Source organism: Acidimangrovimonas pyrenivorans, assembly GCF_042643245.1.
Taxonomy (GTDB): Bacteria; Pseudomonadota; Alphaproteobacteria; order Rhodobacterales; family Rhodobacteraceae; genus Acidimangrovimonas; species Acidimangrovimonas pyrenivorans.
Map to the genome: position 1 here is coordinate 44,450 of NZ_JBHRSK010000012.1, position 26,952 is coordinate 71,401.

At 68.9% G+C, this 26,952-nt stretch carries 25 protein-coding genes; 14 read left to right on the forward strand and 11 right to left on the reverse strand.

The features are described 5' to 3' along the window. The first annotated feature begins 58 nt into the window (after positions 1-58). Positions 59-976 carry an NAD-dependent epimerase/dehydratase family protein gene (locus tag ACFOES_RS14945; RefSeq protein WP_377834113.1) on the forward strand — a complete coding sequence of 306 codons (918 nt, stop codon included), beginning with the start codon at positions 59-61 and terminating at the stop codon, positions 974-976. Here the strand turns inward: ACFOES_RS14945 and ACFOES_RS14950 are convergent. From ACFOES_RS14950 to leuC, 4 genes are all read right to left on the reverse strand, one after another. Beyond that, a complete protein-coding gene (locus ACFOES_RS14950; RefSeq protein WP_377834114.1) occupies positions 935-1,924 on the reverse strand; it encodes an endonuclease/exonuclease/phosphatase family protein in 990 nt (329 codons plus the stop codon). The genes ACFOES_RS14945 and ACFOES_RS14950 overlap by 42 nt on opposite strands. A 74-nt stretch (positions 1,925-1,998) precedes the next feature. Next, a complete protein-coding gene (locus ACFOES_RS14955; protein ID WP_377834115.1) occupies positions 1,999-2,790 on the reverse strand; it encodes a hypothetical protein in 792 nt (263 codons plus the stop codon). 301 nt (positions 2,791-3,091) lie between these two features. Beyond that, positions 3,092-3,697, reverse strand: coding sequence for a 3-isopropylmalate dehydratase small subunit (gene leuD, locus ACFOES_RS14960; protein ID WP_377834116.1), 606 nt, complete (start codon positions 3,695-3,697; stop codon positions 3,092-3,094). A 2-nt stretch (positions 3,698-3,699) separates the two neighbouring features. Next, positions 3,700-5,121, reverse strand: a complete 1,422-nt coding sequence (leuC, locus tag ACFOES_RS14965) for a 3-isopropylmalate dehydratase large subunit (RefSeq protein WP_377834117.1) — start codon at positions 5,119-5,121, stop codon at positions 3,700-3,702. 378 nt (positions 5,122-5,499) lie between these two features. Here leuC and ACFOES_RS14970 point away from each other — a divergent pair, with 378 nt between their 5' ends. The 9 genes from ACFOES_RS14970 to ACFOES_RS15010 all read left to right on the forward strand — a co-directional run bounded on the left by ACFOES_RS14970 (position 5,500) and on the right by ACFOES_RS15010 (position 14,089). Next, a complete protein-coding gene (locus ACFOES_RS14970; protein WP_377834118.1) occupies positions 5,500-6,876 on the forward strand; it encodes a mechanosensitive ion channel family protein in 1,377 nt (458 codons plus the stop codon). Next, a complete protein-coding gene (locus ACFOES_RS14975) occupies positions 6,873-7,451 on the forward strand; it encodes a hypothetical protein (protein ID WP_377834119.1) in 579 nt (192 codons plus the stop codon). Before ACFOES_RS14970 ends, ACFOES_RS14975 begins: the two co-directional genes overlap by 4 nt. 187 nt (positions 7,452-7,638) lie before the next feature. Next, positions 7,639-8,004, forward strand: coding sequence for a ribosome silencing factor (rsfS, locus tag ACFOES_RS14980; protein WP_377834120.1), 366 nt, complete (start codon positions 7,639-7,641; stop codon positions 8,002-8,004). A gap of 51 nt (positions 8,005-8,055) precedes the next feature. Beyond that, positions 8,056-8,526: a 23S rRNA (pseudouridine(1915)-N(3))-methyltransferase RlmH gene (rlmH, locus tag ACFOES_RS14985; RefSeq protein WP_377834121.1), complete on the forward strand. Its 471-nt coding sequence runs from the start codon at positions 8,056-8,058 to the stop codon at positions 8,524-8,526. A gap of 4 nt (positions 8,527-8,530) precedes the next feature. Beyond that, positions 8,531-9,223, forward strand: coding sequence for a DUF2161 domain-containing phosphodiesterase (locus tag ACFOES_RS14990; protein WP_377834122.1), 693 nt, complete (start codon positions 8,531-8,533; stop codon positions 9,221-9,223). A 259-nt stretch (positions 9,224-9,482) separates the two neighbouring features. After that, positions 9,483-11,003, forward strand: coding sequence for a 2,3-bisphosphoglycerate-independent phosphoglycerate mutase (gpmI, locus tag ACFOES_RS14995; protein WP_377834123.1), 1,521 nt, complete (start codon positions 9,483-9,485; stop codon positions 11,001-11,003). Then, positions 11,000-12,175: a murein hydrolase activator EnvC family protein gene (locus tag ACFOES_RS15000; RefSeq protein WP_377834124.1), complete on the forward strand. Its 1,176-nt coding sequence runs from the start codon at positions 11,000-11,002 to the stop codon at positions 12,173-12,175. Before gpmI ends, ACFOES_RS15000 begins: the two co-directional genes overlap by 4 nt. 9 nt (positions 12,176-12,184) lie before the next feature. Further along, on the forward strand, positions 12,185-13,549 hold the full coding sequence (locus ACFOES_RS15005; RefSeq protein ID WP_377834125.1) for a S41 family peptidase: 1,365 nt from the start codon (positions 12,185-12,187) through the stop codon (positions 13,547-13,549). 54 nt (positions 13,550-13,603) lie between these two features. Further along, a complete protein-coding gene (locus ACFOES_RS15010; protein ID WP_377834126.1) occupies positions 13,604-14,089 on the forward strand; it encodes an RNA pyrophosphohydrolase in 486 nt (161 codons plus the stop codon). A 120-nt stretch (positions 14,090-14,209) separates the two neighbouring features. Here ACFOES_RS15010 and ACFOES_RS15015 read toward each other — a convergent pair whose 3' ends face one another. From ACFOES_RS15015 to ACFOES_RS15040, 6 genes are all read right to left on the reverse strand, one after another. Continuing rightward, entirely contained in the window at positions 14,210-14,815 is a 606-nt protein-coding gene (locus ACFOES_RS15015) for a CDP-alcohol phosphatidyltransferase family protein (protein WP_377834127.1), read from the reverse strand. After that, positions 14,815-16,083, reverse strand: coding sequence for a lytic murein transglycosylase (locus ACFOES_RS15020; protein WP_377834128.1), 1,269 nt, complete (start codon positions 16,081-16,083; stop codon positions 14,815-14,817). The genes ACFOES_RS15015 and ACFOES_RS15020 overlap by 1 nt, the downstream gene beginning before the upstream one ends. A 237-nt stretch (positions 16,084-16,320) precedes the next feature. Further along, positions 16,321-18,603: a ribonuclease R gene (gene rnr, locus ACFOES_RS15025; protein WP_377834129.1), complete on the reverse strand. Its 2,283-nt coding sequence runs from the start codon at positions 18,601-18,603 to the stop codon at positions 16,321-16,323. A 94-nt stretch (positions 18,604-18,697) separates the two neighbouring features. Then, a complete protein-coding gene (locus tag ACFOES_RS15030) occupies positions 18,698-19,120 on the reverse strand; it encodes a GNAT family N-acetyltransferase (RefSeq protein WP_377834130.1) in 423 nt (140 codons plus the stop codon). Next, positions 19,117-20,268 (reverse strand): succinyl-diaminopimelate desuccinylase, encoded by a 1,152-nt coding sequence (gene dapE, locus ACFOES_RS15035; RefSeq protein ID WP_377834131.1) that lies wholly within the window; start codon positions 20,266-20,268, stop codon positions 19,117-19,119. The genes ACFOES_RS15030 and dapE overlap by 4 nt, the downstream gene beginning before the upstream one ends. A gap of 293 nt (positions 20,269-20,561) precedes the next feature. Further along, positions 20,562-22,010, reverse strand: a complete 1,449-nt coding sequence (locus ACFOES_RS15040; protein ID WP_377834132.1) for an aldehyde dehydrogenase family protein — start codon at positions 22,008-22,010, stop codon at positions 20,562-20,564. 176 nt (positions 22,011-22,186) lie between these two features. Between ACFOES_RS15040 and ACFOES_RS15045 the strand changes: the two genes are divergently transcribed. Beyond that, positions 22,187-22,837 carry a peroxiredoxin gene (locus tag ACFOES_RS15045; protein WP_377834133.1) on the forward strand — a complete coding sequence of 217 codons (651 nt, stop codon included), beginning with the start codon at positions 22,187-22,189 and terminating at the stop codon, positions 22,835-22,837. Positions 22,838-22,918: 81 nt separating this feature from the next. On the opposite strand, the gene ACFOES_RS15050 is transcribed toward ACFOES_RS15045, so the two are convergent. Beyond that, positions 22,919-23,740 (reverse strand): ABC transporter permease, encoded by an 822-nt coding sequence (locus ACFOES_RS15050; protein ID WP_377834134.1) that lies wholly within the window; start codon positions 23,738-23,740, stop codon positions 22,919-22,921. A 149-nt stretch (positions 23,741-23,889) separates the two neighbouring features. On the opposite strand from ACFOES_RS15050, the gene cysQ reads away from it, so the two are divergent. The 3 genes from cysQ to ACFOES_RS15065 are packed head-to-tail and all read left to right on the forward strand — an operon-like array spanning position 23,890 to position 26,732. After that, complete coding sequence (gene cysQ, locus ACFOES_RS15055) at positions 23,890-24,687, forward strand: 3'(2'),5'-bisphosphate nucleotidase CysQ (protein ID WP_377834135.1); 798 nt, start codon at positions 23,890-23,892, stop codon at positions 24,685-24,687. Beyond that, complete coding sequence (locus ACFOES_RS15060) at positions 24,687-25,487, forward strand: 3-deoxy-manno-octulosonate cytidylyltransferase (RefSeq protein ID WP_377834136.1); 801 nt, start codon at positions 24,687-24,689, stop codon at positions 25,485-25,487. The genes cysQ and ACFOES_RS15060 overlap by 1 nt, the downstream gene beginning before the upstream one ends. Then, a complete protein-coding gene (locus ACFOES_RS15065; RefSeq protein WP_377834137.1) occupies positions 25,488-26,732 on the forward strand; it encodes a glycosyltransferase family 2 protein in 1,245 nt (414 codons plus the stop codon). The last annotated feature ends 220 nt before the right edge of the window (positions 26,733-26,952 follow it).

Here is a 26,952-nt window from a genome sequence, read left to right on the forward strand (position 1 = left end):
AGAATGGCTACCTTCACGTCATCGGCAAACGACACCGCCCAAGCGAAAGGGACACGCCATGACCAAGACCGTTCTCATCCTCGGCGCCTCCGGCGGCTTCGGCCGCAACGCCGCCCGTGAATTCGAAACCGCCGGCTGGCAGGTGCGGCGCTTCGACCGCAAGACCGGGGACATGATCCGCGACGCGCAGGGCGCCGACGTGATCGTCAACGCGATGAACCCGCCGGCCTATCACGACTGGAAGCGGATCATCCCGGCCATCACCCGCGAGGTGCTGGCCGCCGCCCGGACCAGCGGCGCGACGGTGATCGTGCCCGGCAACGTCTATGTCTACGGCGACCAGCCCGGGCCGTGGAGCGCCGCGACGCCGCATCGCCCGGTCGCCCGCAAGGGGGCGATCCGGGCCGGGATGGAGGCGGACTACCGCAAGGCCGCCGCCGAAGGCGTGCAGACGATCATCCTGCGCGGCGGCGATTTCATCGACCCGGAAAACCCGCAGACCGTGCTCAACATGCTGGTGCTGAAGGGGCTGGCGAAGGGCAAGGTCTCGGCCATGGCCGCGCCTGCCGCCCGCCGCGCCTATGCCTACCTGCCCGACATGGCCCGCGCCGCCGTCGCGCTGGCCGAGAAGCGGGGCAGCCTCGCGGCGTTCGAGGACGTGCCCTTCCCGGGCCTGACCTTCAGCATGGACGAGATGAAGGCGCGGCTCGAGGCGCAGATGGGGCGCAAGCTGAAGATGACGCGCTTCCCGTGGGGAGCGATGCGGCTGGCCGGTCCGTTCTGGGAACTGGCGCGCGAACTGAGCGAGATGCGCTATCTCTACGAGACGCCGCATGAACTCTCGGGCGAGAAATTCGCCCGGCTGCTACCCGAGTTCCGGATCACCCCGTTCGAGACGGTGATGGCGCGGCAGGTGGCGGCGCTGGCTCCGGCCTCAGGGCAGGGCAAGCTCCACCCAGACCAGTCGGTGGCGTGAGGCGGCCTCTGCCGTCTTCGCCCCCGGCTTGCCCGGCGCGGGCCAGAGGACGCCCGCGCCGGTCACCTTCAACCCGGCCGCCGGCAGCACGTAATCGACCCGCAGCGGGCCCGGCCCCTTCTTGCCGGACCAGTCTGCGGTGGTCAGCGCCGGATCGCCCTTGTGGTCCGGCGCGGCCGCCGCCCTGGCGCCGGCGCTGCGCGGCCGCGGGTCCTGCAAGCGCGGACCGGTCAGCAGCGCCCGGATCGCCGCGTGCCGGCCCTCGCCGTCGACCGGGTCGAGATTGGCGTCGCCGAGCAGCACGAACGGCCCTTTCGGCGCGGCAAGGGGCAGGGCGCCGTCCAGCAGCTCCTGCCAGAAGGCGATCTCGTCATGGTTGCGGCGGCCGTTGCGATCCTCCGGGCCGTCGAAGACCGGCGGCGTCGCGGCGAAGGCGAGGAGGTGCAGCGGCGACCCGTCTGGCCGGCGCAGCACCACGTCCCAGGCGCCGACGGAGGCGAGGCGCTGGACCTTCCGCGCCGCCGGGCTCAACTGGGCGCCGGCCATCTGGTTGCCGGGCAGGTCGCGCCAGAGAAAGCGGCTGAAATCCCGCGTCGCGCCGCTGTCGATCGGCAGCCGCGACAGCAGTGCCATGCCGCCCTGGCCGGCGAAATGGCCGTAGCCCTGGGCGTCGCGCGGCCCGCCGATCTTGCCATTGCCGTCAAGGTCGACGCCGCTTTGCACCCCGCTGTTGGGCGGCAGGGCGAACAGGTGGGGGTAGGGCGCCCCGGCCTTGGCCAGCCGCTCGCGCAGCGCGGTCAGGGCGGCCAGGCCGCGGTCGTAATCGAAGCCGGTCAGCAGCAGCACGTCCGGCCGGGCCGTGGCGATCGCCGCGACGGCGGCCGCGACCTGCTTGTCCGTGCCGCTGGCGATGTCGCGCAGCAGCAGCCCCGGGCCGCGCCGCGCCATCTCGATATCATAGGTGGCGATGCGCAGGGTTTCGGCCCCGGCAAGGGCCGGCAGCAGCAGCGCGAAAAGGAGGATCAGGCCGGCAGGAAGGAGCCGTTGTGCTCGGCCTCGCTCAGGCGGCGCCGTTCGCGGATCATGTCGGCGATCCGCCCCAGCGCGATGCCGCGCATGAACAGGCTTGCGGGAAGGAAGGCCCATGCCGTCATCGTCCAGATCAGGGTCTGCGGCGATTCCAGCGTGATCTGCCCGAAGGTGCTCGACGCCGCTTTCACCACCGCCGGCATCAAGAATGGCAGCAGAAACCCTAACGCGATGTTAATGCGGGCATCGCGTTCCAGCCGGTGAACGACATCGCCGCCGGCGGTCGGATCGAAGGTGGGCAGGTTGACCCAGACGTTGAACGAGCCGTGGCGAGTGGGCCAGCCGAAGACCTTCTGCAGCACGACGAAGAGCGACAGCGCCAGCAGCGAGATCAGGTAGGCCATGCCGGCCGCGGTGCGCACCAGCGCGATATGCTGCGGCGTGCTGTCGCCGGGCAGCATCAGGGTCACCAGCCGCACCGGGCTGTAGGGAAAGTCGATCGCCCGCCCGATCAGCTCGCCCACCGCCGAGACGAAGAGCGACAGCGGCGTCGGCACGATCTGGCCGCGGCAGATCACCGTCAGCAGGAAGACGGTCAGGAACAGCGAGAGGAAGCGGATGCGGTTGAACGGCGGGGCGTAGCGGAACTCGACCAGGCCGGGATAGGCCGAGGCATATTCGACGAAGGTCAGGCCACCGGCGAAAAGCGCGACCAGCGCCACGACCTGGGTCACGTCCGAGCCGGCGCCGGGCAGAAGCAGCGACGGGGTCGCCAGCAAGATCATGACAAGAATTGCGCGTACCACCGCGCCGGTCGCCCGGTTCACCACTGCCCTAACACCTTCCAATCGGACGGGCGCGATTCGGTGCCGCTCCCTTGTTCCAACCTGGTTCCGCCATTTGTGGCGGGCTGCCTCAACTTTGACAAAGTTTTGCCTTTTTTGATCGCGCCCATCAATGCCTTGTCTGAAAACAGCAAATCCTTCCGGCGATTTGTGGGAGAAACTGTCGCCACATTGCATCAATAATGCAGCAAAAATGGGGCCGCCCTTTCGGACGGCCCCATATGTTGTGGTCAGGTAGGGGTCAGACCCAAGGATGCAGGGTCTTGTTCCTGGCTTCGAAGGTGTCGATCGCCGTCACTTTTTCCATCGTCAGCCCGATGTCGTCGAGGCCGTTGAGCAGGCAATGCTTCTTGAACGGGTCGATCTCGAAGGGAAATTCCTGCCCGTCCGAACTGGTCACGGTCTGATTCTCCAGATCGACGGTGATCCGGGCGTTCGAGCCCTTGCGGGCGTCGTCCATCAGCACGTCGACCTGGTCCTGCGGCAGGGCGATCGGCAGGATGCCGTTCTTGAAGCAGTTGCTATAGAAGATGTCGGCGAAGCTGGTCGAGATGACGCAGCGGATGCCGAAGTCGAGCAACGCCCAGGGCGCATGTTCGCGCGACGAGCCGCAGCCGAAATTGTCGCCGGCGACGATGATCTCGGCATGACGGTAGGCCGGCTGGTTGAGCACGAAATCGGGCTTCTCCATGCCGTTCTCGTCATAGCGCATCTCGTCGAACAGGTTCTTGCCGAGGCCCGAGCGCTTGATCGTCTTGAGGAACTGCTTGGGGATGATCATGTCGGTGTCGATATTGACCAGCGGCATCGGCGCCGCGACCCCGGTGAGTGTGGTGAACTTGTCCATGCTCAGACTTCCTCGCTCATCATCAATTCGCGCACGTCGGTCAGGTGGCCGGTGACCGCCGCCGCCGCCGCCATCGCCGGCGACAGCAGGTGGGTGCGGCCGCCGCGGCCCTGACGGCCCTCGAAGTTCCGGTTCGAGGTCGCGGCGCAGCGTTCGCCCGGGGCCAGCTGGTCGGGGTTCATCGCCAGGCACATCGAGCAGCCGGCCAGGCGCCATTCGAAGCCGGCGTCGAGGAAGATCTGGGCCAGGCCCTCTTCCTCGGCCTGGGCGCGGACGAGGCCCGAGCCCGGCACGACCATGGCGCGGATGCCATCCTTGACCTTGCGGCCCTTCAGCACCGCCGCCGCGGCGCGCAGGTCCTCGATCCGGCCGTTGGTGCAGGAGCCGATGAAGACCGTGTCGATGGCGATGTCGGTCAGCTTCATGCCCGGTTCGAGGCCCATGTAGTCCAGCGCCCGGCGCGCGGCCTCGACCTTGCCGCCCGAGAAGCTTTCCGGGTCCGGCACCTCGCCGGTGATCGGCAGCACGTCCTCGGGGCTGGTGCCCCAGGTGACGACCGGGGCGATCTCGTCGGCGTTCAGGGTGACGACCTTGTCGAAATGGGCGCCCTCGTCGCTGAACAGCGTCTTCCAATAGGTCAGCGCCGCCTCCCAGGCCGCGCCTTTCGGCGCGTGGGGCCGGCCCTTGACGTATTCGAAGGTCTTCTCGTCCGGCGCGATCAGGCCGGCGCGGGCGCCGCCCTCGATCGCCATGTTGCAGACGGTCATGCGGCCTTCCATGGAAAGCTCGCGGATCGCCTCGCCGCAATACTCGATGACATGGCCGGTGCCGCCGGCGGTGCCGGTCTTGCCGATCACGCTGAGGGTGATGTCCTTGGCGGTGACACCGGGATGCAGCTTGCCGGTGATCTCGACCTTCATGTTCTTCGATTTCTTCTGGATCAGCGTCTGGGTGGCCAGAACGTGTTCCACTTCCGACGTGCCGATGCCGTGGGCGAGCGAGCCGAAGGCGCCGTGGGTGGCGGTATGGCTGTCGCCGCAGACCACGGTCATGCCGGGCAGGGTCCAGCCCTGTTCCGGGCCGATGATGTGGACGATGCCCTGGCGGATGTCGTCGACCGGATAGTAGTTGACGCCGAAGTCGCGGGCGTTCCTGTCCAGCGCCTCGACCTGGATCCGGCTTTCCTCGTTCTCGATCCCTTTCTCGCGGTCGGGGGTCGTCGGCACGTTGTGATCCGGCACGGCGATGGTCTTCTCGGGCGCGCGGACGGTGCGATGGGCCATGCGCAGGCCCTCAAAGGCCTGCGGGCTGGTCACTTCGTGCACCAGGTGGCGGTCGATATAGAGCAGGCAGGTGCCGTCGGCGTCCTGCTGGACGACATGGTCGTCCCAGATCTTGTCATAGAGGGTTCTCGGAGCGGTCATGGCTCTCTCTCATTCGGCAGTAGGAATATTCGGGGCGTGACGGAGCGGCGCGGCGCCGAGGGCGCGGCGGGCTGCGGTCGCGTCAAAGTCGCGCGAGGATCGACAGGGTGGCGCCGTAGAAGCGGCCGGGAAGCCGCGCACGGTCATGGATGTCGAAAATGCGTTTCATGGCGGCTGTTCTACGCGCTTCGGGGAATGCAGGCAATATGGGGTGTCAGGGCCGGTGCGGCAAGGACGGCCCCGGGCCGGCGGCGGAGATGTCGCGCCGCGGTTTCGAGCGGCGGTCGGTGCCGACGCGATCTTTCCTAACCCCTTGGGCCAAGGCACCATTCATGCCACACTGGGCCGACCCCCGCAGGCAAAGGGACCCCGCGCCGCATGGAGCAATTCACCCCGCTGATCGACAGCGCCCAGGGACTGATTTCCGATATCGAGACCTTCCTGGGCACCTTGCTGCTGCCGTCACGGCTGATGCAGGTGGGGATTCTGATCGGGCTGTTCGGGCTGGCGCATCTGCTGCGGGCGCTGCTGACGCCGCCGCTCAACGACTGGATGCGCAGCCGCGAAGGCTGGCCGAAATGGCGGCTGCGTATCCTGTTGCTGATCCGCCAGCGGCTGCGCGGCATCTTCTTCGTGCTGCTGGCCTGGGCCGCCGCCGGGATCATCGCCCAGATCTCCCCCTTTCCGTCGCGCCGCTACCTGATCATCGTCGGCGCCACCATCGCGACGGCGCTTCTGGTGGTCAGCTTCGCAGCGCGGGTCATCCGCAACCGGCTGTTGCGGCGGCTGGTCAGCTGGGGCGCCTGGATCTACGTCACCCTGCATTTCCTCGGCCTGCTCGCCCCCTTCGCCGAGTTCCTCGACAATTTCGCCATCGACCTGGGCGGTTTCCACCTTTCGGCGCTGGCGGTGCTCAAGGCGCTGGTGGTGACCGGCATCCTGTTCTCCGGGGCGCGGATGATCGCGCAGACCACGGCGGCACGGATCACCGGCAACGAGGATATCTCGCCCTCGATGCGGGTGCTGGCGGTGAAGATGATGCAGGTCGGCCTCTACGGCGCGGCCTTCTTCATCGGCCTCAAGGCGGTGGGCTTCGACCTCACCGGCCTCGCCGTGCTGTCGGGCGCGATCGGCGTCGGCCTCGGCTTCGGGCTGCAGAAGGTGGTCTCGAACCTGGTTTCGGGTGTCATCATCCTGCTCGACAAGTCGGTCAAGCCGGGCGACGTGATCAGCCTCGGCGACACCTTCGGCTGGATCAATTCGCTCGGCGCCCGCTATGTCTCGGTCGTCACCCGCGACGGCAAGGAATACCTGATCCCGAACGAGGACCTGATCACCGGACAGGTGGTCAACTGGTCGCATTCGAACGATTTCGTCCGGCTCGACATCTTCTTCGGCACCTCCTACCACGACGACCCGCACAAGGTGCGCGCCATCGCCACCGCCGCCTGCCAGAGCGTCGACCGGGTGCTGGTCTCGCGCCCGCCGGTCTGCCATATCGTCGGCTTCGGCGACAGCTCGGTCGACTACATCCTGCGCTTCTGGATCCGCGATCCGACCGGCGGCCTGACAAATGTGCGCGGCGCCGTCTACCTTGCGCTTTGGGACGCGTTCAAGGAAAACGGCATCTCGGTGCCCTTCCCGCAACGCGAGGTGCGCCTGCTCGACGGCAGCCGGGTCGACCTGGGCCGCGCCCGGGGGCAGGACACGGCGCCGCCGCAAGAAACGACCACGCCCGAGGAGCCGCCCGCGTGACCCAAGACCGACCGACCGGCCTGCGCCGCGCCTCCCGCCCTCTTGCCGCGCTGGTCTCCGCCGCGCTGCTGCTCGCCGCCCCGCCGGCAACCGCCCGGCCGCTGTTTCCCGAGCCGCCGCGCCCCTTCGCGGCCGATCCGGCGGCGATCACGGTTTCGGTCCTGCTGCCCGACGGTATCGGGCTGATCCCGGGCTCGGCGGCGCTGGTGCTGACCGCCAGCGGCGGACCGGGCGCCGCCGCCCGGCAGGCGCGCGACAGGCTGGAACAGGCGGGGGCGCCGGAGCCCGTGCAGGGCGGCATGCGGTTCCGGCTGCGCCTGGCGACGCCGCAGGCGGCCGAGCTGACCCAGCTGCAGGCGACGGTGCGCGGCTGGCGGGCCCGGGGACTGCAGCCGCAAAGCGCCATCGAGGTCACCTTCATCCCCTGCCGGGCCCGCGCCGAAGCGACCGGGGCGCCCTTCGCCCTCTCGGTGCGCTTCGCCCCCTCTGTCCCGGCGCTGGCCCTCACCGCCCCCGGCGCGACGCTGCAAAGCGCGCTGGGCCGGGCGCCGGCAGAGCTGCCCGCCTGCCCCTGAGCGGCCGGAAGGCGCCGCCGCGCCGCGATATCGCGCCGTTCTGCGGGGCCGGTCATTGAGATTTCACAGCCGCGATGCTACATTTCCATCACCCAGCGCCGGGGTTCAGTCGGCGCTTCATCAGGAGGACAATGTCCTGTCTCATGCGACGCAGGCAGCCGGCAGCACGGCTGCATCGGGGGCTCCGATGACGACGGCGCCCGCTCATGATCTTTCCAGCGAGGAACTGCTGGAACGCATCCTGACCTCACTCGACGACGACAAGGCCGAAGACGTGATCCCGATCGACCTGCGCGGCCGTTCGGACATGGCCGATTACATGGTCGTCTGCTCGGGCCGCTCCTCGCGCCAGGTCTCGGCGATCGCCGAAAAACTGGTCGATCGGCTCAAGCAGCAGACCGGGCGGACCAGCAAGGTCGAGGGCAAGGAAACCGGCGATTGGGTGCTGATCGACACCGGCGACGTCATCGTCCATGTCTTCCGCCCGGAAGTGCGCGAGTTCTACCAGGTCGAGAAGATGTGGCAGCCGGCGGGCAAGACCGCCAAGGCCTGACGGCCGGGTTCTGACCGGGCCCCGTTCCGGGCCTCAAGACAAGGGGGCCGGATGCGGGTCCATCTGAACGTGGTCGGCCGCCTGCGGGCGGGGCCGGAACTCACGCTGATCGACGACTACCTCCAGCGTTTCGACCGCACCGGCCGCGCGCTGGGCCTCGGCCCGGCGCAGCTGCACGAGGTCGAGGACCGCAAGGGCGGCGGCATGACGGCCGAGGCCGCGCTGCTCGAGCGCAGCCTGCCCGCCGGGGCGCTGCTCTGCACCCTCGACGAGCGCGGCAAGACGCTCACCTCGCCCGATTTCGCCGAGCTGCTGGCACGCTGGCGCGACAATGGCCGCCAGGACGTCGCCTTCGTCATCGGCGGTGCCGACGGTATCGATCCGGGCCTGCGGGCCAAGGCCGATTTCAGCCTCTCCTTCGGCAAGATGGTCTGGCCCCACATGCTGGTGCGGGTGATGCTGGCCGAACAGCTCTACCGCGCCGCCTCGATCCTCGCCGGCGCGCCCTATCACCGGGCCTGAACAGATGCGCGAGGCCGATCTCTACGCCCCGGTGAAGGCCTTTCTCGAATCCCAGGGCTACGCGGTGAAGGCCGAGATCGGCGCCTGCGACCTGATGGCGATCCGGGGCGAGGAACCGCCGCTGATCGTCGAGCTCAAGCTCAGTTTCTCCTTGGAACTGGTGATGCAGGGCGTCGCGAGGCAGGCACTGTTCGATCACGTCTACCTCGCCGTGCCGGTCTCGTCGCAGCGCGGCTGGACCCGGCGCTACAAGGATGTCCTGCGGCTGTGCCGCCGGCTCGGCCTCGGCCTGCTGGTGGTGCGCCCCGACGCGGAGGCCGCGGTCGAGGCCCATCTCGACCCCGGCCCCTACCGCCCGCGCAAGCGCGCCGACCGGGCTGGCCGCCTGCTGCGCGAATTCCAGCGCCGGGTCGGCGATCCCAATACCGGCGGCGCGACCCGGGTCAAGCAGGTGACCGCCTACCGCCAGGACGCCCTGCGCTGCGCGCGCCACCTGCAGCAGACCGGCCCGCAACGCGCTGCCCAGGTCGCCCGCGCCACCGGCGTCACCCGCGCCGCGCCGCTGATGCGCGCCGACCATTACGGCTGGTTCGAGCGGGTGGCGCACGGCACCTACGCCCTCACCCCGGCCGGCGCCGCGGGCCTGGACCAGTTCGCCGCGGCGCTGGTCGAACTCGACCAGACCACCGAAGACTGATGCCCCTCCACCCTCCCTCGCCGTTCGGGCATCGGCCGGACAGTGCCCGAACCGCCTTCCTGCTTTCATCTTGGCCCAAATACCTCGGGGGAGTCGCCCCTGGGCGACGGGGGCAGCGCCCCCACACCGCACGCAGTGCCAGAAGGCGTGCGGCGCAGCCGCGCATCTGGATCACCTCCGGGTCAGGCGCCGGCGGCAGAGGTTGCCGGCCGTGGCGCCGCAGCGTAGAACCGGGCCAGATCAGCAAGGGGATTTCCAGATGAGCGTTCCGAAGCCCGTGGTCCTGTGCATCCTCGACGGCTGGGGGATCAGCCCGGATACCAAGGCCAATGCCCCCTATCTGGCCAAGACCCCGAATTTCGACCGGATCATGGCCGACTGCCCGAACGCCACCCTGGTGACCCATGGCCGCGATGTCGGCCTGCCCGCCGGCCAGATGGGCAACTCCGAGGTCGGCCACATGAATATCGGCGCCGGCCGGGTGGTGGCGATGGATCTGGGCCAGATCGACCTCGCCATCGAAGACGGCTCGTTCTTCCAGAACGCGGCGATTCTCGACTTCATCGCCAAGGTCAAGGCGACGGGCGGCACCGCGCATCTGATGGGCGTGATCTCGGATGGCGGGGTGCATGGCCATATCAACCACGTGCTGGCGGCGGCGAAGATGATCGCCGGGGCCGGGGTGCCGGTGGCGATCCACGCCATCACCGACGGCCGCGACGTGCCGCCGAAATCGGCCGACAAATTCATCGCCGAGCTGGTCGAAAAGCTGCCCGAGGGCGCCCATGTCGCCAGCGTTATCGGCCGCTACTACGCGATGGACCGGGACAATCGCTGGGAACGGGTCTCGCTCGCCTATCACGCCATGGTCCACGGGCTGGGCGAGGAATGCGACAGTGCCGGGGCCGCCGTGGCCGCCGCCTATGACCGCGGCGAGACCGACGAGTTCATCGAGCCCTCGGTGATCGCCGATCCGCCGGGGATCCAGGATGGCGACGGTTTCTTCTGCCTCAACTTCCGCGCCGACCGGGCGCGCGAGATCCTGCGCGCGATCGGCGAGCCGGGCTTTGCCGAGTTCGACACCGGTACGCGGCCGAAACTGTCGGCGCTCTTGGGCATGGTCGACTACTCCAGGCAGCACGACGCGTACATGACCACCGCCTATCCCAAGCAGGTGGTCAAGAACACGCTGGCGGAATGGGTCGCGGCACACGGGCTGCGCCAGTTCCACACCGCCGAGACCGAGAAATACCCCCATGTCACCTTCTTCCTCAACGGCGGCAAGGAAGCGCCGGAACAGGGCGAGGACCGCTACATGGCGCCCAGCCCCAAGGTGGCGACCTACGACCTGCAGCCCGAGATGTCGGCGGCCGAGGTGGCCGATCACCTCGTGCCGGCGATCCATGACCGCTACGACCTGATCGTGGTGAACTTTGCCAATCCCGACATGGTCGGCCATACCGGCGACCTGGACGCGGCGATCGCGGCCTGCGAGGCGGTCGATGCCGCGCTGGGCCGGGTGCTGAAGGCGCTGGAACAGGAAGGCGGGGCGATGATCGTCACCGCCGACCACGGCAATTGCGAGACCATGATCGACCCCGAGACCGGCGGCCCGCACACGGCCCACACCACCAACCCGGTGCCGGTGATCCTTGTCGGCGGGCCGAAGGGGGCGCGGCTGCACAAGGGCCGGCTGGCCGACCTGGCGCCGACGCTGTTGCAACTGATGCAGCTGGAGAAGCCCCCGGAAATGACCGGCGAAAGCCTGATCGACGCATGAGGCCGCGCCGCCGCGCCCTGCTCGCGCCGCTGCTGGCGCTGTCCGTCCTCCTCGGCCCGGTGCCGCTGCGGGCGGCGACCGATGCGCCCGCGGCGGTGGAACCGGGCGATGCGGGGAAGCAGGCCGCGGCGGCGGCGGCCGGGCTGCGCGAGGCGATCACCGCGCTCGACGCGGCGCGCGGCGCCAAGGACCGGGTCGCGGCGCTGACCCGCACAATCCAGTCCTACGAGACCGGGCTGGCCGCGCTGCGCGCCGGGCTGCGCCGGGTGACGATCCGCGAGGCCGCGCTGACCCGGAGCTTCGGCGCCAAGCGCGACGAGATCTCGCGGCTGCTGGGCGTGCTGACGACGATGGAACGGACGCCGGCGCCGCTCCTGCTGCTGCACCCGGCGGGGCCTTTGGGCACGGTGCGCTCGGCGATGATCCTGCAGCAGGTGACGCCCGAGCTGCAGGACGAGGCCGAGGCGCTGCGCGGCAAGCTGCAGGAGCTGGCCCATCTGCGCAAGATCCAGCAGCAATCGGTCGGCACGCTGCGCCAGGGGCTGCGCGCGGTGCAGCAGGCGCGGACGGCGCTGAGCGAGGCGGTCTCGAACCGCACCGACCTGCCGCGCAAGTTCACCACGACGCCGACCGAGCTCAAGCACCTGACCGACAACGTCACCACGCTGGCCCAATTCGCCGACATCCTGTCGGATCGCGAGTTCCAGCCCGGTGACGGCATCCGCACCTTCACCAGTGCCAAGGGCATCCTGCCGCTGCCGGTCGAGGGCACGATCCTGCGCCATGCCGGCGAGGCCGACGCCGCCGGCATCCGCCGGCCCGGCATCGTCATCGCCACGAGGCCCCGCGCCCTGGTCACCGCGCCCTGGCCGGCGACGATTCGCTACCGTGGCCCGCTGCTCGACTACGGAAATGTGATCGTGCTCGAACCCGGCGACGGCTATCTGCTGGTTCTGGCCGGGCTCGACGTGGTCTACGGTCAGGTCGGACAGGTGATTGCCGCCGGCGACCCGGTCGGTCTGATGGGCGGAAAAGAGGCCGATGCGGCCGAGTTCGTGGCTGCGACGCAAGATCGCGGTGGCGCCGGGCGCTCGGAAACGCTTTATTTGGAACTGAGAAAGGGCAGCAAGCCCGTCGATCCCGAACAGTGGTTCGCGAAGACACAGGAATAGGACGACGCCATGAGGAAATTCGTGTTCGCCGCGCTGGGCGGCACCCTTGCCGGGGCGGTGCTGGCGACGCAGGTGGCCGGACCGCTGCTGGCGGAAGAAGCGAAGAAGCCCGAGAATTCGGTCTACCAGCAGCTCGATCTGTTCGGGAACATCTTCGAACGCATCCGCGCCCAGTATGTCGAGCCGGTCGACAGCTCGAAGCTGATCGAGGCCGCGATCAACGGCATGCTCAGCTCGCTCGACCCGCATTCGAGTTACATGGACCCCAAGCAATGGGCCGCGATGCAGGTCCAGACCAAGGGTGAGTTCGGCGGTCTCGGGATCGAGGTCACCCAGGACCAGGGCTTCGTCAAGGTGGTCTCGCCGATCGACGGCACCCCGGCGGCGGCGGCCGGGATCAAGCCGGGCGACTACATCACCAAGGTCAACGGCGAGGCGCTGATGGGGCTGACGCTGGACAAGGCGGTCGACCTGATGCGCGGCCCGGTCGGCTCGGAAATCACCATCACCGTGGTGCGCAAGGGGGTGAAGGACCCCTTCGACGTCACCATGACCCGCGACACGATCAAGCTGACCGCCGCCAAGGCGCGGCTCGAGGGCCACACCGCCGTGCTGCGCCTGACCACCTTCAACGAACAGACTTTCCCCGACATGACCGAGGGTTTGAAGAAGGTCATCAAGGAGGCCGGCGGCCTGGACAAGATCAACGGCGTCGTGCTCGACCTGCGCAACAACCCCGGCGGGCTGCTTCAGCAGGCGATCAAGGTCTCGGACGCCTTCCTCGACAAGGGCGAGATCGTCTCGACCCGCGGGCGCCAGCCGCGCGACAGCGAACGCTTCAACGCCACGCCGGGCGACCTGATCCACGGCAAGCCGATGGTGGTGCTGATCAATGGCGGCTCGGCCTCGGCCTCGGAGATCGTCACCGGGGCGTTGAAGGATCATCACCGCGCCATCGTCGTCGGCACCAAGAGCTTCGGCAAGGGCTCGGTCCAGACCGTGATCCCGCTGCGCGGCGACGGCGCGATGCGGCTGACCACGGCGCGCTACTACACGCCGTCGGGCCGCTCGATCCAGGCGCTCGGCATCTCGCCCGACATCGTCGTGCCCCAGCCGCCGGCCAAGTCGGGCACCGACGTCGCCGCCGCCGACAAGCCGACCCGCTCCGAGGCCGACCTGCCGGGCATCCTGTCGAACGATTCGATGACCGCGGACGAGAAGAAACAGCTCGAGGCCGAGACCAAGGCGGCCGAGGACGAGGCCAAACTGCGCGATCAGGACTTCCAGCTGGCCTATGCCATCGACCTGCTGAAGGGCCTGTCGGTGATGGGCAATGGCGACACCGGCGCCGCCGCCCCGGCGGCCAAGCAGTAACGACAGCCGGGCCGGGCGCAGTCCCGGCCCGCTTTCCTTGACGGACAAGCTGCCATGAAACCCGAGAAACGCGCCCGCCTGCCCTACCGGCCCAATGTCGGCGTCATGCTGATCAACGGCGCCGGGTTGATCTTCGCCGGCCAGCGCCTCGACAGCGCCCTGCCGGCCTGGCAGATGCCCCAGGGCGGCATCGACAAGGGCGAGACGCCGGCCGAGGCCGGCCTGCGCGAGCTCGAGGAGGAAACGGGCGTCTCTCCCGATCTGGTCGAATTCATCGCCGAGGCGCCCGAGCCGGTGCGCTACGATCTGCCGGACGAGCTTCTGGGCAAGATCTGGAAAGGGAAATACCGCGGTCAGGAGCAGCATTGGCTGCTCTACCGCTTCCTCGGCCGCGACGATCAGGTCAACCTGGCCACCGCGCATCCCGAGTTCTCGGAATGGCGCTGGATCCACGCGGCCGACATGCTCGAGGCCATCGTGCCATTCAAGCGCGCGGTCTACGAGCAGGTCATCGCCGCCTTCCGCCCGCACCTGGCCTGACCGCGGTGCCGGCGGAGAGCGGGGACGCCTCCGGCGGGAGTATTTGGGCAAAGAAGAAGCCCAGGCATTTCTTCTTTGCGAAAATACTCCGGGGGTCCGGGGGCTGGCCCCCGGCCTTGCCTATCCGAACACGCGAAACGCCAGCAGCACCCGCGATCCGGCGGTGACGAAGCACAGCGCGCCGAAGACCCAGGCCAGCGGCGGGAAGGCGGCGGGCCAGAGGCAGAGCGCGGCGAGGAAGGCGATGGTTTCGGTCCCTTCCAGCAGCCCGCCGGTGAAGTAGAGCGACTTGGCGCCGCGCGCCGTGGTCTCCATCCTGTGGCGCTCGGCGAGGATGGCGTAGCCAAGGAAGCTGGCGCCGTTGACGTAGAAGCTGCACAGCAGGAACGCCCCGGCGGCGCCGTTGCCGGCGGGATCGTGCAGCACGAAGCCCAGCGGCACCGCGCCGTAGAACAGGAAATCCGCGGTGATGTCGAGATAGCCGCCGAAATCGGTCTTCTCGCTCGCCCGCGCCACCGCGCCGTCGAGCCCGTCGGCGAGCCGCGAGGCAAGCAGCGGCGCCAGCGCCGCCAGCGGCCAGCCGAGCGCGATCATCGCCGCCGAGACCAGTCCCAGGCCGAGACCGATCAGCGTCACCGTGTCGGCCGGCACCCGCCGGGCCGCCAGTGCCCGGCCCATGCGGTTCAGCGCCGGGTCGATCAGCCGGCGCATCGTGGCGTCGAGCATCAGCGCAGCATTTTCAGCAGGTGCAGAGAGGCATAGCCGTCCGGCACCATGCCGGCATGGCGCTGGTAGGCCCGCACCGCGCCGATGGTCTTCGGCCCGATGCGGCCGTCGACGCCGTCGGTGCTGAACCCGGCCTTGGTCAGCCGTTTCTGCAGCTCCTGCCGTTCGGCGAAGGTCAGCGCCCGGTCGCTGCGCGGCCATTTGTGGCGGATCGGGCCGGCGCCCTTGATCCGGTCGGCCAGGTGGCCGACGCCGATCACGTAGGCGTCGGCGGTGTTGTAGCGTTCGAGGACGTGGAAATTGTGGAAGATCAGGAAGGCGGCGCCGCGCGCCCCGGCCGGCAGCAGCACCGAGGCCTCGCCGTAATCGGGCAGGCGGCCGCCTGCCGCGGTGTGCAGCCCTAGCGCCCGCCAGTCAGAGACCGGCTTCTTGATCCGCGCGCCGGTGAGGCCGTAGTCGAAGCCCTCGGGCAGCTGCACCTCGATCCCCCAGGGCTGGCCCTTGGTCCAACCGAAATGGGCCAGGTAGGCGGCGGTCGAGGCGAGCGCGTCGGTCGGGTCGTCCGACCAGATATCGCGCTTGCCGTCGCCGCGGAAATCGACGGCGTAGCTCAGGTAGGAGGAGGGGATGAACTGGGTATGGCCCATCGCCCCGGCCCAGGAGCCGGTCATGCCGGCGGCCGTGACGTCGCCGTGCTGGATGATCTTGAGCGCGTCGATCAGCTGGCCCTCGAAGAACTTGCCGCGGCGGCCGTCGAAGGCCAGCGTCGCCAGCGCCTCGACGATCGGGATATTGCCGCGATGGGCGCCATAGGCGCTTTCCAGCCCCCAGATCGCGACCACGACCTCCTTGTCGACGCCGTAGCGCCGCTCGATGGCGTTCAGGGTGCGGCTGTATTTGTGCAGCGCGGCCTTGCCGTTGGCGACCCGGGTCGCCGAGGCGGCGCTGTCGAGGTAGTCCCAGATCGTCTTGGTGAATTCCGACTGGTTGCGGTCCTTGGCGATCACGTCGGTATCGTATTCGACGCCCTTGAAGGCGGCGTCGAAGGTGGCGGCCGAGATGCCGCGCGCCATCGCCCGGGCACGGAAACCGTCGATCCAGCGCTTGAAGGCGCGGTTGGCCACCGCCGGCACCACCTGTTCCTGCATCGCCGTTCCTTCCGGTCGCAGTTCCGGCCGCGGCGAGCGCGAGACGGCGGAGTCCGACGCCGCCGCTGCACTGCCCATCATCATTGCGGTCAGCCCGAGAGCCGTTCCCACACGTCCCATGAAATCACCTGTCGTTCAAATCGTCTGCCCGTTCTTCTTGGGCCAAGCATAGCGCGGTTGCGGCGTTGCGCAAAGCGAGCGTCCCTGCGTCGGCAGGTCGCTCGGCAGGGGATCGCTGAGGGGCAGGGCCGGCGGGGAAGAGCCGCGACGCCGGATCACCGGTTTCAAGCGACGATTGGGGCGAGAGCCGCGTGGCGTGGCCCGCTATGCCGAAGATAGGCGACGGGCCCGCGCGCCCTAGCGCCGCTTGCGGGTCACCTTGCGCTTTTCCTTGGTCGCCTTGGCCTTGGCTTTCGCCTTGCCCTTGCCCAGCTTGCGCCCGCCGCTGCGGCCCGGCCGGCCGCCGGGGCGGCCCGAGGGGCGGCCGCCGGGCAGCGGCTTGTCCTCGACCGACAGCAGTTCCAGCATCAGCCCGCCGGTCACCGGCACCGCCTCGGCCAGCCGCACCGTGACTTCCTGGCCGATGCCCAGGGTCAGCCCGGTTTCCGAGCCCATCAGCGTCTGGCTGTGCGGGTCGTAATGGAAGAACTCGCGCCCCAGGGTGCGGATCGGGATCAGCCCGTCGGCCCCGGTCTCGTCCAGCTTGACGAACAGCCCGAAGCGGGTGACGCCCGAAATACGGCCGGCGAACTCGTTGCCCACCCGCTCGCTGAGGTAGGAAGCGAGGTAACGGTCGGTGGTGTCACGCTCGGCGGCCATGCTGCGGCGCTCGGTCTCGCTGATATGCTCGGCGGTCTCTTCCAGCGTCTCGATGTCGTGCGGCGACAGCCCGTCCTTGCCCCAGTGGTGGCCGAGGATCAGGCCGCGATGGACGATCAGGTCGGAATAGCGCCGGATCGGCGAGGTGAAGTGGGCGTAATTGCGCAAGGCGAGGCCGAAATGGCCGTAGTTCTGCGGCGCGTAATAGGCTTGGGTCATCGAGCGCAGGGTCGAGATGTTCAGAAGCTCGTCGAAATCGGTGCCCTCGGCCTGGGCCAGCAGCCGGTTGAGCTGGCTGGTATGCAGCACCTGCCCCTTGGCCAGGGTGAAGCCCGAGGCCTCGGCGACCTCGCGCAGCGCGTCGAGCTTCTCGGGGCTGGGCTCCTCGTGGACCCGGAACAGCAGCGGCCGGCGCAGGCGGATCAGTTCCTCGGCCGCGGCGACATTGGCGAGGATCATGAATTCCTCGATCAGCTTGTGCGCGTCGAGCCGCTCGCGGAAGGCGACCGACTGCACCTTGCCGTCCTCGTCCAAAACGATCTTGCGCTCGGGCAGGTCGAGGTCGAGCGGCTGGCGCGCCGCCCGGGCCTTCTTGAGCGCCTCGTAGGCACCGAAGAGCGGGTGGATGACCTCCTCCACCAGCGGCGCGCATTTCTCGTTCGGCTGGCCGTCCTGGGCCTGCTGCACCTCGTTGTAGTTCAGCGAGGCGGCGGATTTCATCAGCCCGCGGGTGAAGCGGTGCGAGATCTTCTCGCCCTTGGCATTGATCTTCATCCGCACCGCGAGGCAGGCGCGCGGCACGCCCTCGTGCAGGGAGCACAGGTCGGCCGACAGCCGCTCGGGCAGCATCGGCACGACGCGGTCGGGGAAATAGGTCGAGTTGCCGCGCTTGCGCGCCTCGCGGTCGAGCTTGCTGCCCGGGGTGACGTAATGGGCGACATCGGCGATCGCGACCCAGAGGACGAAGCCGCCCTCGTTCTTGGGATCGTCGTCGGCATGGGCGTGGACGGCGTCGTCATGGTCGCGGGCATCGGCCGGGTCGATGGTGACCAGCGGGATCGAGCGCAGGTCCTCGCGCTCGCCCAGCCCGGCCGGTTTCAGCCGGTCGGCCTCGGCCAGCACCTCGGCCGGGAATTCGTCCGGGATGCCGTGCTGGTGAATGGCGATCAGCGACACGGCGCGCGGCGCGGTCGGATCGCCCAGCCGCTCGGTGATCCGCGCCTGCGGCAGGCCCATGCGGGCGCGCGGGCCGGCCTGCTCGGCCTCGACCAGCTCGCCGTCCCTGGCGCCCATGGTGGCGTCGCGCGCCACCCGCCATTCCTTGTCCGAGCCCTTCTCGATCGGCAGGATGCGGCCGCCCTCGGTCTCCTTGCGGAAGATGCCGATGACCTTGCGCGGGCCCTCGCCGATGCGGCGGATCAGCCGGGCCTCGTATTGGTGATCCGCGTCCCTGACCGGGGTCAGCCGGGCCAGCAGACGATCGCCTTCGCCCGGGGCCGGATCGCCCGGCCTGGCGACGAACAGCACCCGCGGCTCGGGCCCCTCGCCATGCCATTCCAGCGGCTTGAGGAACAGGTCGCCCTGCGCGTCCGGGGCCAGCACCTGCATCACGCCGACCGGCGGCAGGCTGTCGGCGTCGCGATAGGTCTTTTTGCGCTTCTCCAGGTGGCCCTCGGCCTCGAGCTCCTTGAGGATGCGCTTGAGCTCGATCCGCTCGGCGCCCTTGATGCCGAATGCCTTGGCGATGTCGCGCTTGGCGGTCTTGCCGGGGTTGTCGGCGATCCAGGCGAGGATCTGGTCTTTGGACGGCAGCTGTTTCATGCGCCAGCCCTAGCACGCGGCGCGAGGGGCGTCATGTGGGAAACGTTGGCGGGGCAGGGCGCCGCCCGGCGTTGCCGCCGGGCGAAACGGTTCTCTACAGCTCCAGCATCATGTCGCGGTGGTCGATGCCGGCGTCGTCGTAGATCGGGCCGTAGGGCTCGAAGCCCAGCCGCTCGTAGAAGCCGAGCGCATGGACCTGCGCGCCCAGCTTGACCCGGGTGATCCCGGGCCGGGCGCGGAAATGGTCGACGGCGGCCCGGACCAGCGCCGCGCCCAGCCCGGTGCCGCGGGTCTCGGCCAGCACGCAGACCCGGCCGAGCTTGCCCGTCTCGCCCTCGGCCAGCAGCCGAGCGGTGCCGACGGGGCGGCCGTCCGCGCGGGCCAGCAGATGCACCGCCTCGGCGTCGAGATCGTCGATCTCGTCGGCCTCGCTGACACCCTGCTCCTTGATGAAGACCTCGCGCCGCAGCATCAGGCAGGTTTCGATGTCCTGGGTTTCCGAGATCTCCGCGCTCATGCGAAATAATCCGTCAGGATGCGGGTATAGATCGCCTTGAGCTGGTGGATCAGCTCGACCTCGACCCGCTCGTCGACCTGGTGCATGGTCTTGCCGACCAGGCCGAACTCGACCACCGGGCAGTGGTCCTTGACGAAGCGCGCGTCCGAGGTGCCGCCGGTCGTCGACAGCTCGGGCCTGCGCCCGGTCTCGGCCTGAACCGCGCCGGCGACCAGCGTCGACAGATCGCCCGGAGGCGTCAGGAAGCTCTCGCCAGAGATCCGGGTGGTGATCGAGATCTCGACCCCGGTCTCCTCCTGCACCTTCCTGGCCTCGGTCCAGAGCCAGTCGGTCAGCGACTGGCCGCTATGGCTGTCGTTGAAGCGGATGTTGACGCTGGCGCGGCAGGCGGCGGGGATGACGTTGTTGGCCGGGTTGCCGGTGTCGATGGTGGTGATCGCCAGGGTCGAGGGATCGAAATGCTCGGTGCCCTGGTCGAGCTCGTGGCTGGCCAGCCGGTCCATCAGCCGGACCATGGCGGTCAGCGGGTTCTTCGCCCGGTGGGGATAGGCCGAGTGGCCCTGCACGCCGCGGGCGGTGAAATGGGCGGTCATCGAGCCGCGGCGGCCGATCTTGATCATCTCGCCCATCACGTTCGGGCAGGTCGGTTCGCCGACAAGGCAGACCGCCATGCGCTCGCCCTCTTTTGCCATCCAGTCGAGCAGGGCAGTGGTGCCGTCCTGGGCGTCGCCCTCCTCGTCGCCGGTGATGGCGAGGATGACGGCGCCGTCGGGCGGGGTGTCGTGGACGAAGTCGATGGCGGCGGCGGCGAAGGCGGCGACCCCGGTTTTCATGTCGGTCGCGCCGCGGCCCCAGAGCACGCCGTCGATGATCTCGCCGCCGAACGGGTCGTGGCTCCAGTCGTCGGGATTGCCGACGGGGACGACATCGGTATGGCCGTTGAAGCCGAAGCTGCGATTGGCGCCCTTGCGGCCCCAGCGGGCATAGAGGTTGGCGATGCCGTTGCGGTCGACCCGGTGGGTCTCGAAACCGGCGCCGGAGAGCAGTTTGTCGAGCAGGGCCAGCGCGCCGCCCTCGTTCGGCGTGACCGAGGGGCAGCGGATCAGATCGGCGCTGAGCTGGACGGGATCGATGGGGGTATGGGCCATGGCGCTCTCCTTGGGGCAACGGCCAAGGGGTAGCGCCGGGGCGCGGCGGGTGCAATCGGTGTTGGGGTGAAGGTGGGACAAGCGGCCGGCGGTTGTGCAATGCCTGAGGGCGCGCGCCCGCCGTGGGGCGGGCGGACGCGTGCCCGGCGGTGCCCGCCGGGCGATCCATTGGAACCGTCGCGCCCGAAATTCTCGGCCGACCGCAGCCGGGTGGGCCGGAGACAGCACGGCGCCCGCCTCCGGTGCGAAGGGGCGGGCGCGACCCGATCCAGGCCGGGGGAAGTCTCGTGCGCCTACTCGGCGGCTTCCGAGCCCCAGCCCGAGATCGCCTTGACCTCGAGGAATTCCTCGATGCCCCAGACGCCGCCCTCGCGGGCGCGGCCCGAGGCCTTGACGCCGCCGAAGGGAGCGCCGGCGCCGCGCGACTGGCCGTTCATCTCGACCATGCCCGAGCGCAGCTTGCGCGCCATGCGGTTGCGCTTGGCGCCGTCCTGGCTCTGGACGTAGTTGGTCAGCCCGTAGGGCGTGTCGTTGGCGATGCGCAGCGCGTCGGCCTCGTCCTCGAAGCGGATCATCGACAGCACCGGGCCGAAGATTTCCTGCTGGGCGATGGTCATGTCGTTGGTGACATCGGCGAAGACGGTCGGGCGGACGAAATAGCCGCGGTTCAGCCCCTCCGGCCGGCCCGGGCCGCCGGCGACCAGGCGGGCGCCCTCGTCGATGCCGGCCTGGATCAGGCCCTGGATCTTGTCGTATTGCGCCTGGCTGACCACCGGACCGATATGGCGGCCGGAGTCATGCGCCGAAGCGACCTTCTGCGCTTCGGCGACCTCGCGCGCGATCTCGACCGCCTGGTCGTAGATCTCGGATTGCACCAGCATCCGGGTCGGGGCGTTGCAGCTTTGACCGGTGTTGTTGAAGCAATGCAGCACGCCGCGCTTGACCGCTTTCTCGTCGGCATCGGCGAAGACCACGTTGGCGCCCTTGCCGCCTAGTTCGAGGCAGACCCGCTTGAGGCTGTCGGCCGCCGCCTTGGTGATGGCGATGCCGGCGCGGGTCGAACCGGTGAAGGAGATCATCTCGACGTCCGGGTGGGTCGAAAGCTGGGTGCCGACCCCGGCACCGTCGCCGTTGACCAGGTTGAACACGCCCGCCGGCACCCCGGCCTCGTCCAGGATCTCGGCGAACAGCATCGAGGAGAGCGGCGCGATCTCGGAGGGCTTGTGCACCATGGTGCAGCCGGCCAGCAGCGCCGGGATCACCTTGAGCGTGACCTGGTTCATCGGCCAGTTCCACGGCGTGATCAGGCCGACGACGCCGATCGGCTCCATCGCGATCCGGTCGTTCGGCGCGTGCGGGCCGAGCGGGCGGAGAAACTCGATCTGGTCGATGGCGCGGAGGAAATTCTTGATGTGGAAGGAGCCGGACGTCACCTGCTGCTGCCGCGCCATGTCGATCGGCGCGCCCATCTCGAGGCTGATCGCCTGGGCCATGTCCTCGGCCCGGGCATTGTAGACCTCGAGGATCTTCTCGACCACGGCCTTGCGTTCGGCCGGGCTGGTCTGCGACCAGCTTTCGAAGGCGGCCTTGGCGGCGGCGACGGCGGCATCGGTATCGGCCTGGCCACCGAGCGAGATCGTCGCGCAAGGCTCCTCGGTCGAGGGATCGATTACCTCGAAATCATGCGCCACGGCCGGGGCGACCCACTGTCCGTTGATGTAGAATTCGTGCTTGCGTGTCATTGTTGGCCTCTCATGGGATCGGGCGACACCTTGGCATCGGGGTTCGGAGGCTGCAAGCCCGGCCGGCGGCTGCGGCGGCCTGTCACCACCGCGTCATGGGGGGCTGGAATCTGGCGCCCAAACACGTATCTGTTGCGCGGTAGCCAAATTCTCATTCCAACCGGAAGGACAGACCGATGGGACTGCGCATCAACGACACCGCCCCCGACTTCACCGCCGATTCGACCGAAGGCAAGATCTCCTTCCATGACTGGATCGGCGACAGCTACGCCATCCTGTTCTCGCACCCGAAGGACTTCACCCCGGTCTGCACGACCGAGTTCGGCGCCGTCGCCAGGCTCGCCGCCGAGTTCGAGAAGCGCAATACCAAGGTGATGGGCGTTTCGGTCGACAGCGTCGAAGAGCACGTCAAGTGGAAGAAGGACATCGAGGCCGTCGCCGGCGCGCCGGCCAACTTCCCGATCATCGACGACACCTCGCTGACCGTCGCCAAGCTCTACGACATGCTGCCGGCCGAGGCCTACCTGCCCGACGGCCGCACCCCGGCGGATTCGGCCACCGTGCGGACCGTGTTCATCATCGGCCCCGACAAGAAGGTGCGCCTGACCATGACCTACCCGATGTCGGTCGGCCGCAACTTCGCCGAGGTGCTGCGGGCGCTGGACGCGGTGCAGATGACCGACGGTGCGCCCTACGCCACCCCGGCCGACTGGACCCCGGGCCAGGACGTGATCGTGGCGCTGTCGGTCTCGACCGACGACGCCAAGGCCAAGTTCGGCGAGGTCGACGTCAAGCTGCCCTACCTGCGCACCATCAAGCCGCAGTAAGGCGGCGCGCGCCCGAACAGGAAAGGCCCCGGTTTTCCGGGGCCTTTTTCGTTCGAGTGGCGGGTAATCGGCAGGCGACTGCTACCGCTTGGCGCCCCAGCTCAGCGAGGCGTATTGACGGGTGTAGAACTCGCCCATCAGCCCGATCATCAGGCAGGCGACGCAGACATAGATCGGGTAGCTGATCGAGCTGAAATGCGGGTTGTAGTTGATGAAGATGAAGCCCCGCGCCTGGTCGATGATGTGGAACAGCGGGTTCCAGCTGAAATAGGCCAGCAACTTGGGCGTCAGCGTGTTGGCGACGAACATCTTGCCCGAGGCGATCATGTTGGCGCGGGCATAGACCAGCGCGACGATGCCGATGATCTCGGGTTGCCATGGCTTGAAGGCGCGGAACACCATGCCGATGGAGACGCCCGAGAACCAGGCCAGCAGCAGCATCCCCATCGCCTGCACCGGCTCGAAGATCGTGATCGGGTTGAAGGCGCAGTAATAGACGCCCAGCACCATCACCATCGACAGCACCTGCAGGTAGAGCGCCCCCAGCGCCGCCCCGGCGATCGAGACGATGGTGTTCATCGGCGCGTGCTTCATCATCTGCGAGGTCGGCCCGTCCGCCCCGACCACGGCGCCCATCGCCTTGGTATGGGTGAAGAACATGAACACGCCCGACATGATGTAGAGGATATAGTCGCCGCGGATCGCGTTGCGCCGCATCCCCAGAACCGCGAACAGGACGTAGAAGACGGCAATGGTCAGCACCGTCTGCACCATGTTCAGCAGCAGGCCGATGACCGCGTTGCCGTGGCTCTTGCGCACGTTGCGCACCGCGATGTGGTAGATCAGCTCAAGCTGACCGAACGCCGAGCGAAGCGTCGAGGGCGATTGCGCTTGCCTGAACATGCCTGTTGCGATCCTGCGTCGTCGGCCCTTGGGGCGTCGAATTCTTGCCGGCAAATCTTGCCGTTCCGGTTGCGGCGGATGATAAGTGGGCGGCCCTTTTTAATCAACCGGCGCCCGCGGTTCGCCACGGGTGCGAAGGAGAGTGACCTATGGATTTCGACCGCCTGATTCCCGTTCTGCGCCGGCTTGCCCTCGAGGCTGGGGCGCGGATCATGGAGATCTACGATGCCGACGATTTCGAGGTGCGGTCGAAATCCGATGACAGCCCGGTGACCGAGGCCGACGAGGCCGCCGACGCGCTGATCTCGGCCGGGCTGCGCGCCGAATTCCCCGACCTGACGCTGGTCACCGAGGAGCAGTCGGACACCCACGGCCACAAGGTCGACACTTTCCTGATCGTCGATCCGCTCGACGGGACAAAGGAATTCGTCAAGCGCCGCGGCGATTTCACCGTCAACATCGCCTATGTCGAGAACGGTGTGCCGCTGCGCGGGGTGGTCTACGCTCCGGCGCGCGAACGGCTGTTCTATACCCTGGCCGATGGCAGCACGGTGGAAGAGGACGGCCCCTTCGACCGCGACACCCCCGGCGCGCTCAAGCCGCTCTCGGTTTCGGCGCCCGACAATGATGCGCTGATGGTCGTCGCCTCGAAATCGCATCGCGACCAGGCGACCGACGACTACATCGGTAAATACTCCGTGAAAGACATGACCAGCGCCGGTTCGTCGCTGAAATTCTGCCTCGTCGCCACTGGCGAGGCCGATCTCTACCCGCGACTCGGGCGGACGATGGAATGGGACACGGCGGCGGGCGACGCGGTGCTGCGCGGCGCCGGCGGCCATGTTGTGCGCTTCGACGACCACACGCCGCTGGCCTATGGCAAGGACGGTTTCGCCAACCCGTTCTTCATCGCCTACGCCCCCGGGGTCGCGCTGAAGGAGGCGTGATGAAAGTCCTCGTCGTCATCCCGGCGCGCTACGCCTCGACCCGCTATCCCGGCAAGCCGCTGGTCGCCCTGCGCGGTGCCACCGGCGAGGCCCGGTCGCTGATCCGGCGCTCGTGGGAGGCGGCGCAGGCGGTCGAGGGCATCGACCGCGTCGTCGTCGCCACCGATGACGACCGCATCCGGGAGGCCGCCGAGGGCTTCGGCGCCGAGGTGGTGATGACCTCCGAGAGCTGCGGCAACGGCACCGAACGTTGCGCCGAGGCGCTCGACCGGCTCGGCGGCGGCTATGACATCGTCGTCAACCTGCAGGGCGACGCGCCGTTGACGCCCGCCTGGTTCATCGAGGACCTGGTCGCGGGCCTGGCCGCCGACCCGGTGGCCGAGGTCGCCACGCCGGTGCTGCGCTGCGACGGGCGGGCGCTGAACAGCCTGCTCGACGACCGCCGCGCCGGCCGCGTCGGCGGCACCACCGCCGTATTCGGCCGCGACCGCAAGGCGCTCTACTTCTCGAAAGAGGTGATTCCCTATACGGGCCACAGCTATGGCGATGCCGAGGCGACGCCGGTCTTCCACCATGTCGGCGTCTATGCCTACCGGCCCTCGGCGCTGGCCGCCTATCCGCGCTGGGAGGCGGGGCCGCTGGAGCAGCTCGAGGGGCTGGAACAGCTGCGCTTCCTCGAGCGCGAACGGCCGGTGCTCTGCGTCGAGGTGGCGGCGCGTGGGCGCCAGTTCTGGGAGCTCAACAACCCCGAGGACGTGCCGCGGATCGAGGCGATGCTGGCCGAGATGGGCGTGGACTGAATGGCGCCGCCCCGGGCCAGCGTTATCGTCGTCAGCCGGCACCGCCCGGCCGCGCTGCGCCGCTGCCTCGAAGGGATCGCCCAGCTCGACCATCCTGCTTTCGAAGTGATCGTCGTCGCCGACCCGGCGGCGTTGGCGACGCTGGCGCTGCTCGAGGACCGGATCAAGATGCTGGCCTTCGACGCGGCCAATATCTCGGCCGCGCGCAATGCCGGGCTGGCAATGGCAGCGGGCGAGGTCGTCGCCTTCATCGACGACGACGCGGTGCCCGAGCCGACCTGGCTGCGCCGTCTCGCCGCGCCTTTCGCGGAGCCGGGCGTGGCGGCGGCCGGCGGTTTCGTCCGTGGCCGCAACGGCATCTCGTTCCAGTGGAAGGCGATGGCGGTCGACCAGCGGGGCCGGGACGTGCCCCTGACGGTCGACGCCCATGCGGTCAGCCTGCATGACGGCGATGCCGCGCGCGCGGTCAAGACCCAGGGCACCAACATGGCCTTTCGCCGCGACGCGCTGCTGGCCATCGGCGGCTTCGACGAGGCGCTGCGCTTCTATCTCGACGAGGCGGACGTCAATCTGCGGCTGGCGGCGGCGCGGCATCGGACGGCGATCGTGCCACGGGCCCAGGTCCACCACGGTTTCCTTGCCAGTACCCGGCGCCGGGCCGACCGGGCGCCGCTGGACCTGACCGAGATCGGCGCCTCCAGCGCCGTCTTCCTGCGACGCCATGCACCCGAGGGCGAGCGGGCTGCCGCTCTGGACGCGCTACGGCAGGGGCAGCGGCGGCGGTTGATCGGGCTGATGGTCGAGGGCCGGATCGCGCCGGGCGATGTCGGCCGGCTGCTGGCCGGGCTGGAGGCCGGGATCGCCGAGGGCCGGACCCGCGCCCTGCCGGCCCTGGCGCCGCTTGCGCCCACGGCGCCGGCCTTCCTGCCCTTTCCCGGCGCCGGTCCGCGCCCCGGCCGCGTGCTGGCCGGCCGTCCCTGGGCCCGCCGGCGCCTGCGCCATGCCGCCCGCCGGGCCGTGGCCGGGGGCGCCATTGTCACCCTGTTCCGCTTCAGCCCGACCGCGCTGGCCCACCGCATGCGCTTCGACCCCGAGGGATTCTGGGAGCAGACCGGCGGCCTTTTCGGCCGCTCCGACCGCGACCAGCCGCGGTTCCGGCTGCAGGGGTTTCGCCACCGCCTGGCGCGGGAACGCGCCCGGGTCGCCGGGCTTCGCCCGCTGGACGGCAACCTGCCCGATTTCTGAGCAGTTCCGGAAATCCGCTCGAAGAAGGGCGTTTTCTGGGCAATTGCCTTTGCACAGGGCATAGTCTTGCCGGAATCATGTTATAGACGGGGGCGCGGCGCGAACCGCGCCGTGGAATTAACGCGGTGGCGGAGCCACCGGAGATTGCGGGCGTGGAGATTTTGCAATGAAGAAAAGGGTCACGAAGGCAGTTTTCCCTGTCGCGGGATTGGGAACGCGG

What these genes read in the sequence shown, in the direction of transcription:
- ACFOES_RS14990 (WP_377834122.1), top strand. Translation starts at nt 8,531, where the DNA reads ATGCGCGAGGCCGATCTCTACGCCCCGGTGAAGGCCTTTCTCGAATCC.
- leuD (WP_377834116.1), bottom strand. Translation starts at nt 3,697, where the DNA reads ATGGACAAGTTCACCACACTCACCGGGGTCGCGGCGCCGATGCCGCTG.
- ACFOES_RS15020 (WP_377834128.1), bottom strand. Translation starts at nt 16,083, where the DNA reads ATGGGACGTGTGGGAACGGCTCTCGGGCTGACCGCAATGATGATGGGC.
- dapE (WP_377834131.1), bottom strand. Translation starts at nt 20,268, where the DNA reads ATGGCCCATACCCCCATCGATCCCGTCCAGCTCAGCGCCGATCTGATC.
- ACFOES_RS15040 (WP_377834132.1), bottom strand. Translation starts at nt 22,010, where the DNA reads ATGACACGCAAGCACGAATTCTACATCAACGGACAGTGGGTCGCCCCG.
- ACFOES_RS15000 (WP_377834124.1), top strand. Translation starts at nt 11,000, where the DNA reads ATGAGGCCGCGCCGCCGCGCCCTGCTCGCGCCGCTGCTGGCGCTGTCC.
- ACFOES_RS15005 (WP_377834125.1), top strand. Translation starts at nt 12,185, where the DNA reads ATGAGGAAATTCGTGTTCGCCGCGCTGGGCGGCACCCTTGCCGGGGCG.
- ACFOES_RS15015 (WP_377834127.1), bottom strand. Translation starts at nt 14,815, where the DNA reads ATGCTCGACGCCACGATGCGCCGGCTGATCGACCCGGCGCTGAACCGC.
- ACFOES_RS15065 (WP_377834137.1), top strand. Translation starts at nt 25,488, where the DNA reads ATGGCGCCGCCCCGGGCCAGCGTTATCGTCGTCAGCCGGCACCGCCCG.
- ACFOES_RS15045 (WP_377834133.1), top strand. Translation starts at nt 22,187, where the DNA reads ATGGGACTGCGCATCAACGACACCGCCCCCGACTTCACCGCCGATTCG.
- ACFOES_RS14955 (WP_377834115.1), bottom strand. Translation starts at nt 2,790, where the DNA reads ATGATCTTGCTGGCGACCCCGTCGCTGCTTCTGCCCGGCGCCGGCTCG.
- ACFOES_RS14945 (WP_377834113.1), top strand. Translation starts at nt 59, where the DNA reads ATGACCAAGACCGTTCTCATCCTCGGCGCCTCCGGCGGCTTCGGCCGC.
- gpmI (WP_377834123.1), top strand. Translation starts at nt 9,483, where the DNA reads ATGAGCGTTCCGAAGCCCGTGGTCCTGTGCATCCTCGACGGCTGGGGG.
- cysQ (WP_377834135.1), top strand. Translation starts at nt 23,890, where the DNA reads ATGGATTTCGACCGCCTGATTCCCGTTCTGCGCCGGCTTGCCCTCGAG.
- ACFOES_RS14970 (WP_377834118.1), top strand. Translation starts at nt 5,500, where the DNA reads ATGGAGCAATTCACCCCGCTGATCGACAGCGCCCAGGGACTGATTTCC.
- ACFOES_RS15050 (WP_377834134.1), bottom strand. Translation starts at nt 23,740, where the DNA reads ATGTTCAGGCAAGCGCAATCGCCCTCGACGCTTCGCTCGGCGTTCGGT.
- rsfS (WP_377834120.1), top strand. Translation starts at nt 7,639, where the DNA reads ATGACGACGGCGCCCGCTCATGATCTTTCCAGCGAGGAACTGCTGGAA.
- rnr (WP_377834129.1), bottom strand. Translation starts at nt 18,603, where the DNA reads ATGAAACAGCTGCCGTCCAAAGACCAGATCCTCGCCTGGATCGCCGAC.
- rlmH (WP_377834121.1), top strand. Translation starts at nt 8,056, where the DNA reads ATGCGGGTCCATCTGAACGTGGTCGGCCGCCTGCGGGCGGGGCCGGAA.
- ACFOES_RS15030 (WP_377834130.1), bottom strand. Translation starts at nt 19,120, where the DNA reads ATGAGCGCGGAGATCTCGGAAACCCAGGACATCGAAACCTGCCTGATG.
- ACFOES_RS15010 (WP_377834126.1), top strand. Translation starts at nt 13,604, where the DNA reads ATGAAACCCGAGAAACGCGCCCGCCTGCCCTACCGGCCCAATGTCGGC.
- ACFOES_RS15060 (WP_377834136.1), top strand. Translation starts at nt 24,687, where the DNA reads ATGAAAGTCCTCGTCGTCATCCCGGCGCGCTACGCCTCGACCCGCTAT.
- leuC (WP_377834117.1), bottom strand. Translation starts at nt 5,121, where the DNA reads ATGACCGCTCCGAGAACCCTCTATGACAAGATCTGGGACGACCATGTC.
- ACFOES_RS14950 (WP_377834114.1), bottom strand. Translation starts at nt 1,924, where the DNA reads ATGGCGCGGCGCGGCCCGGGGCTGCTGCTGCGCGACATCGCCAGCGGC.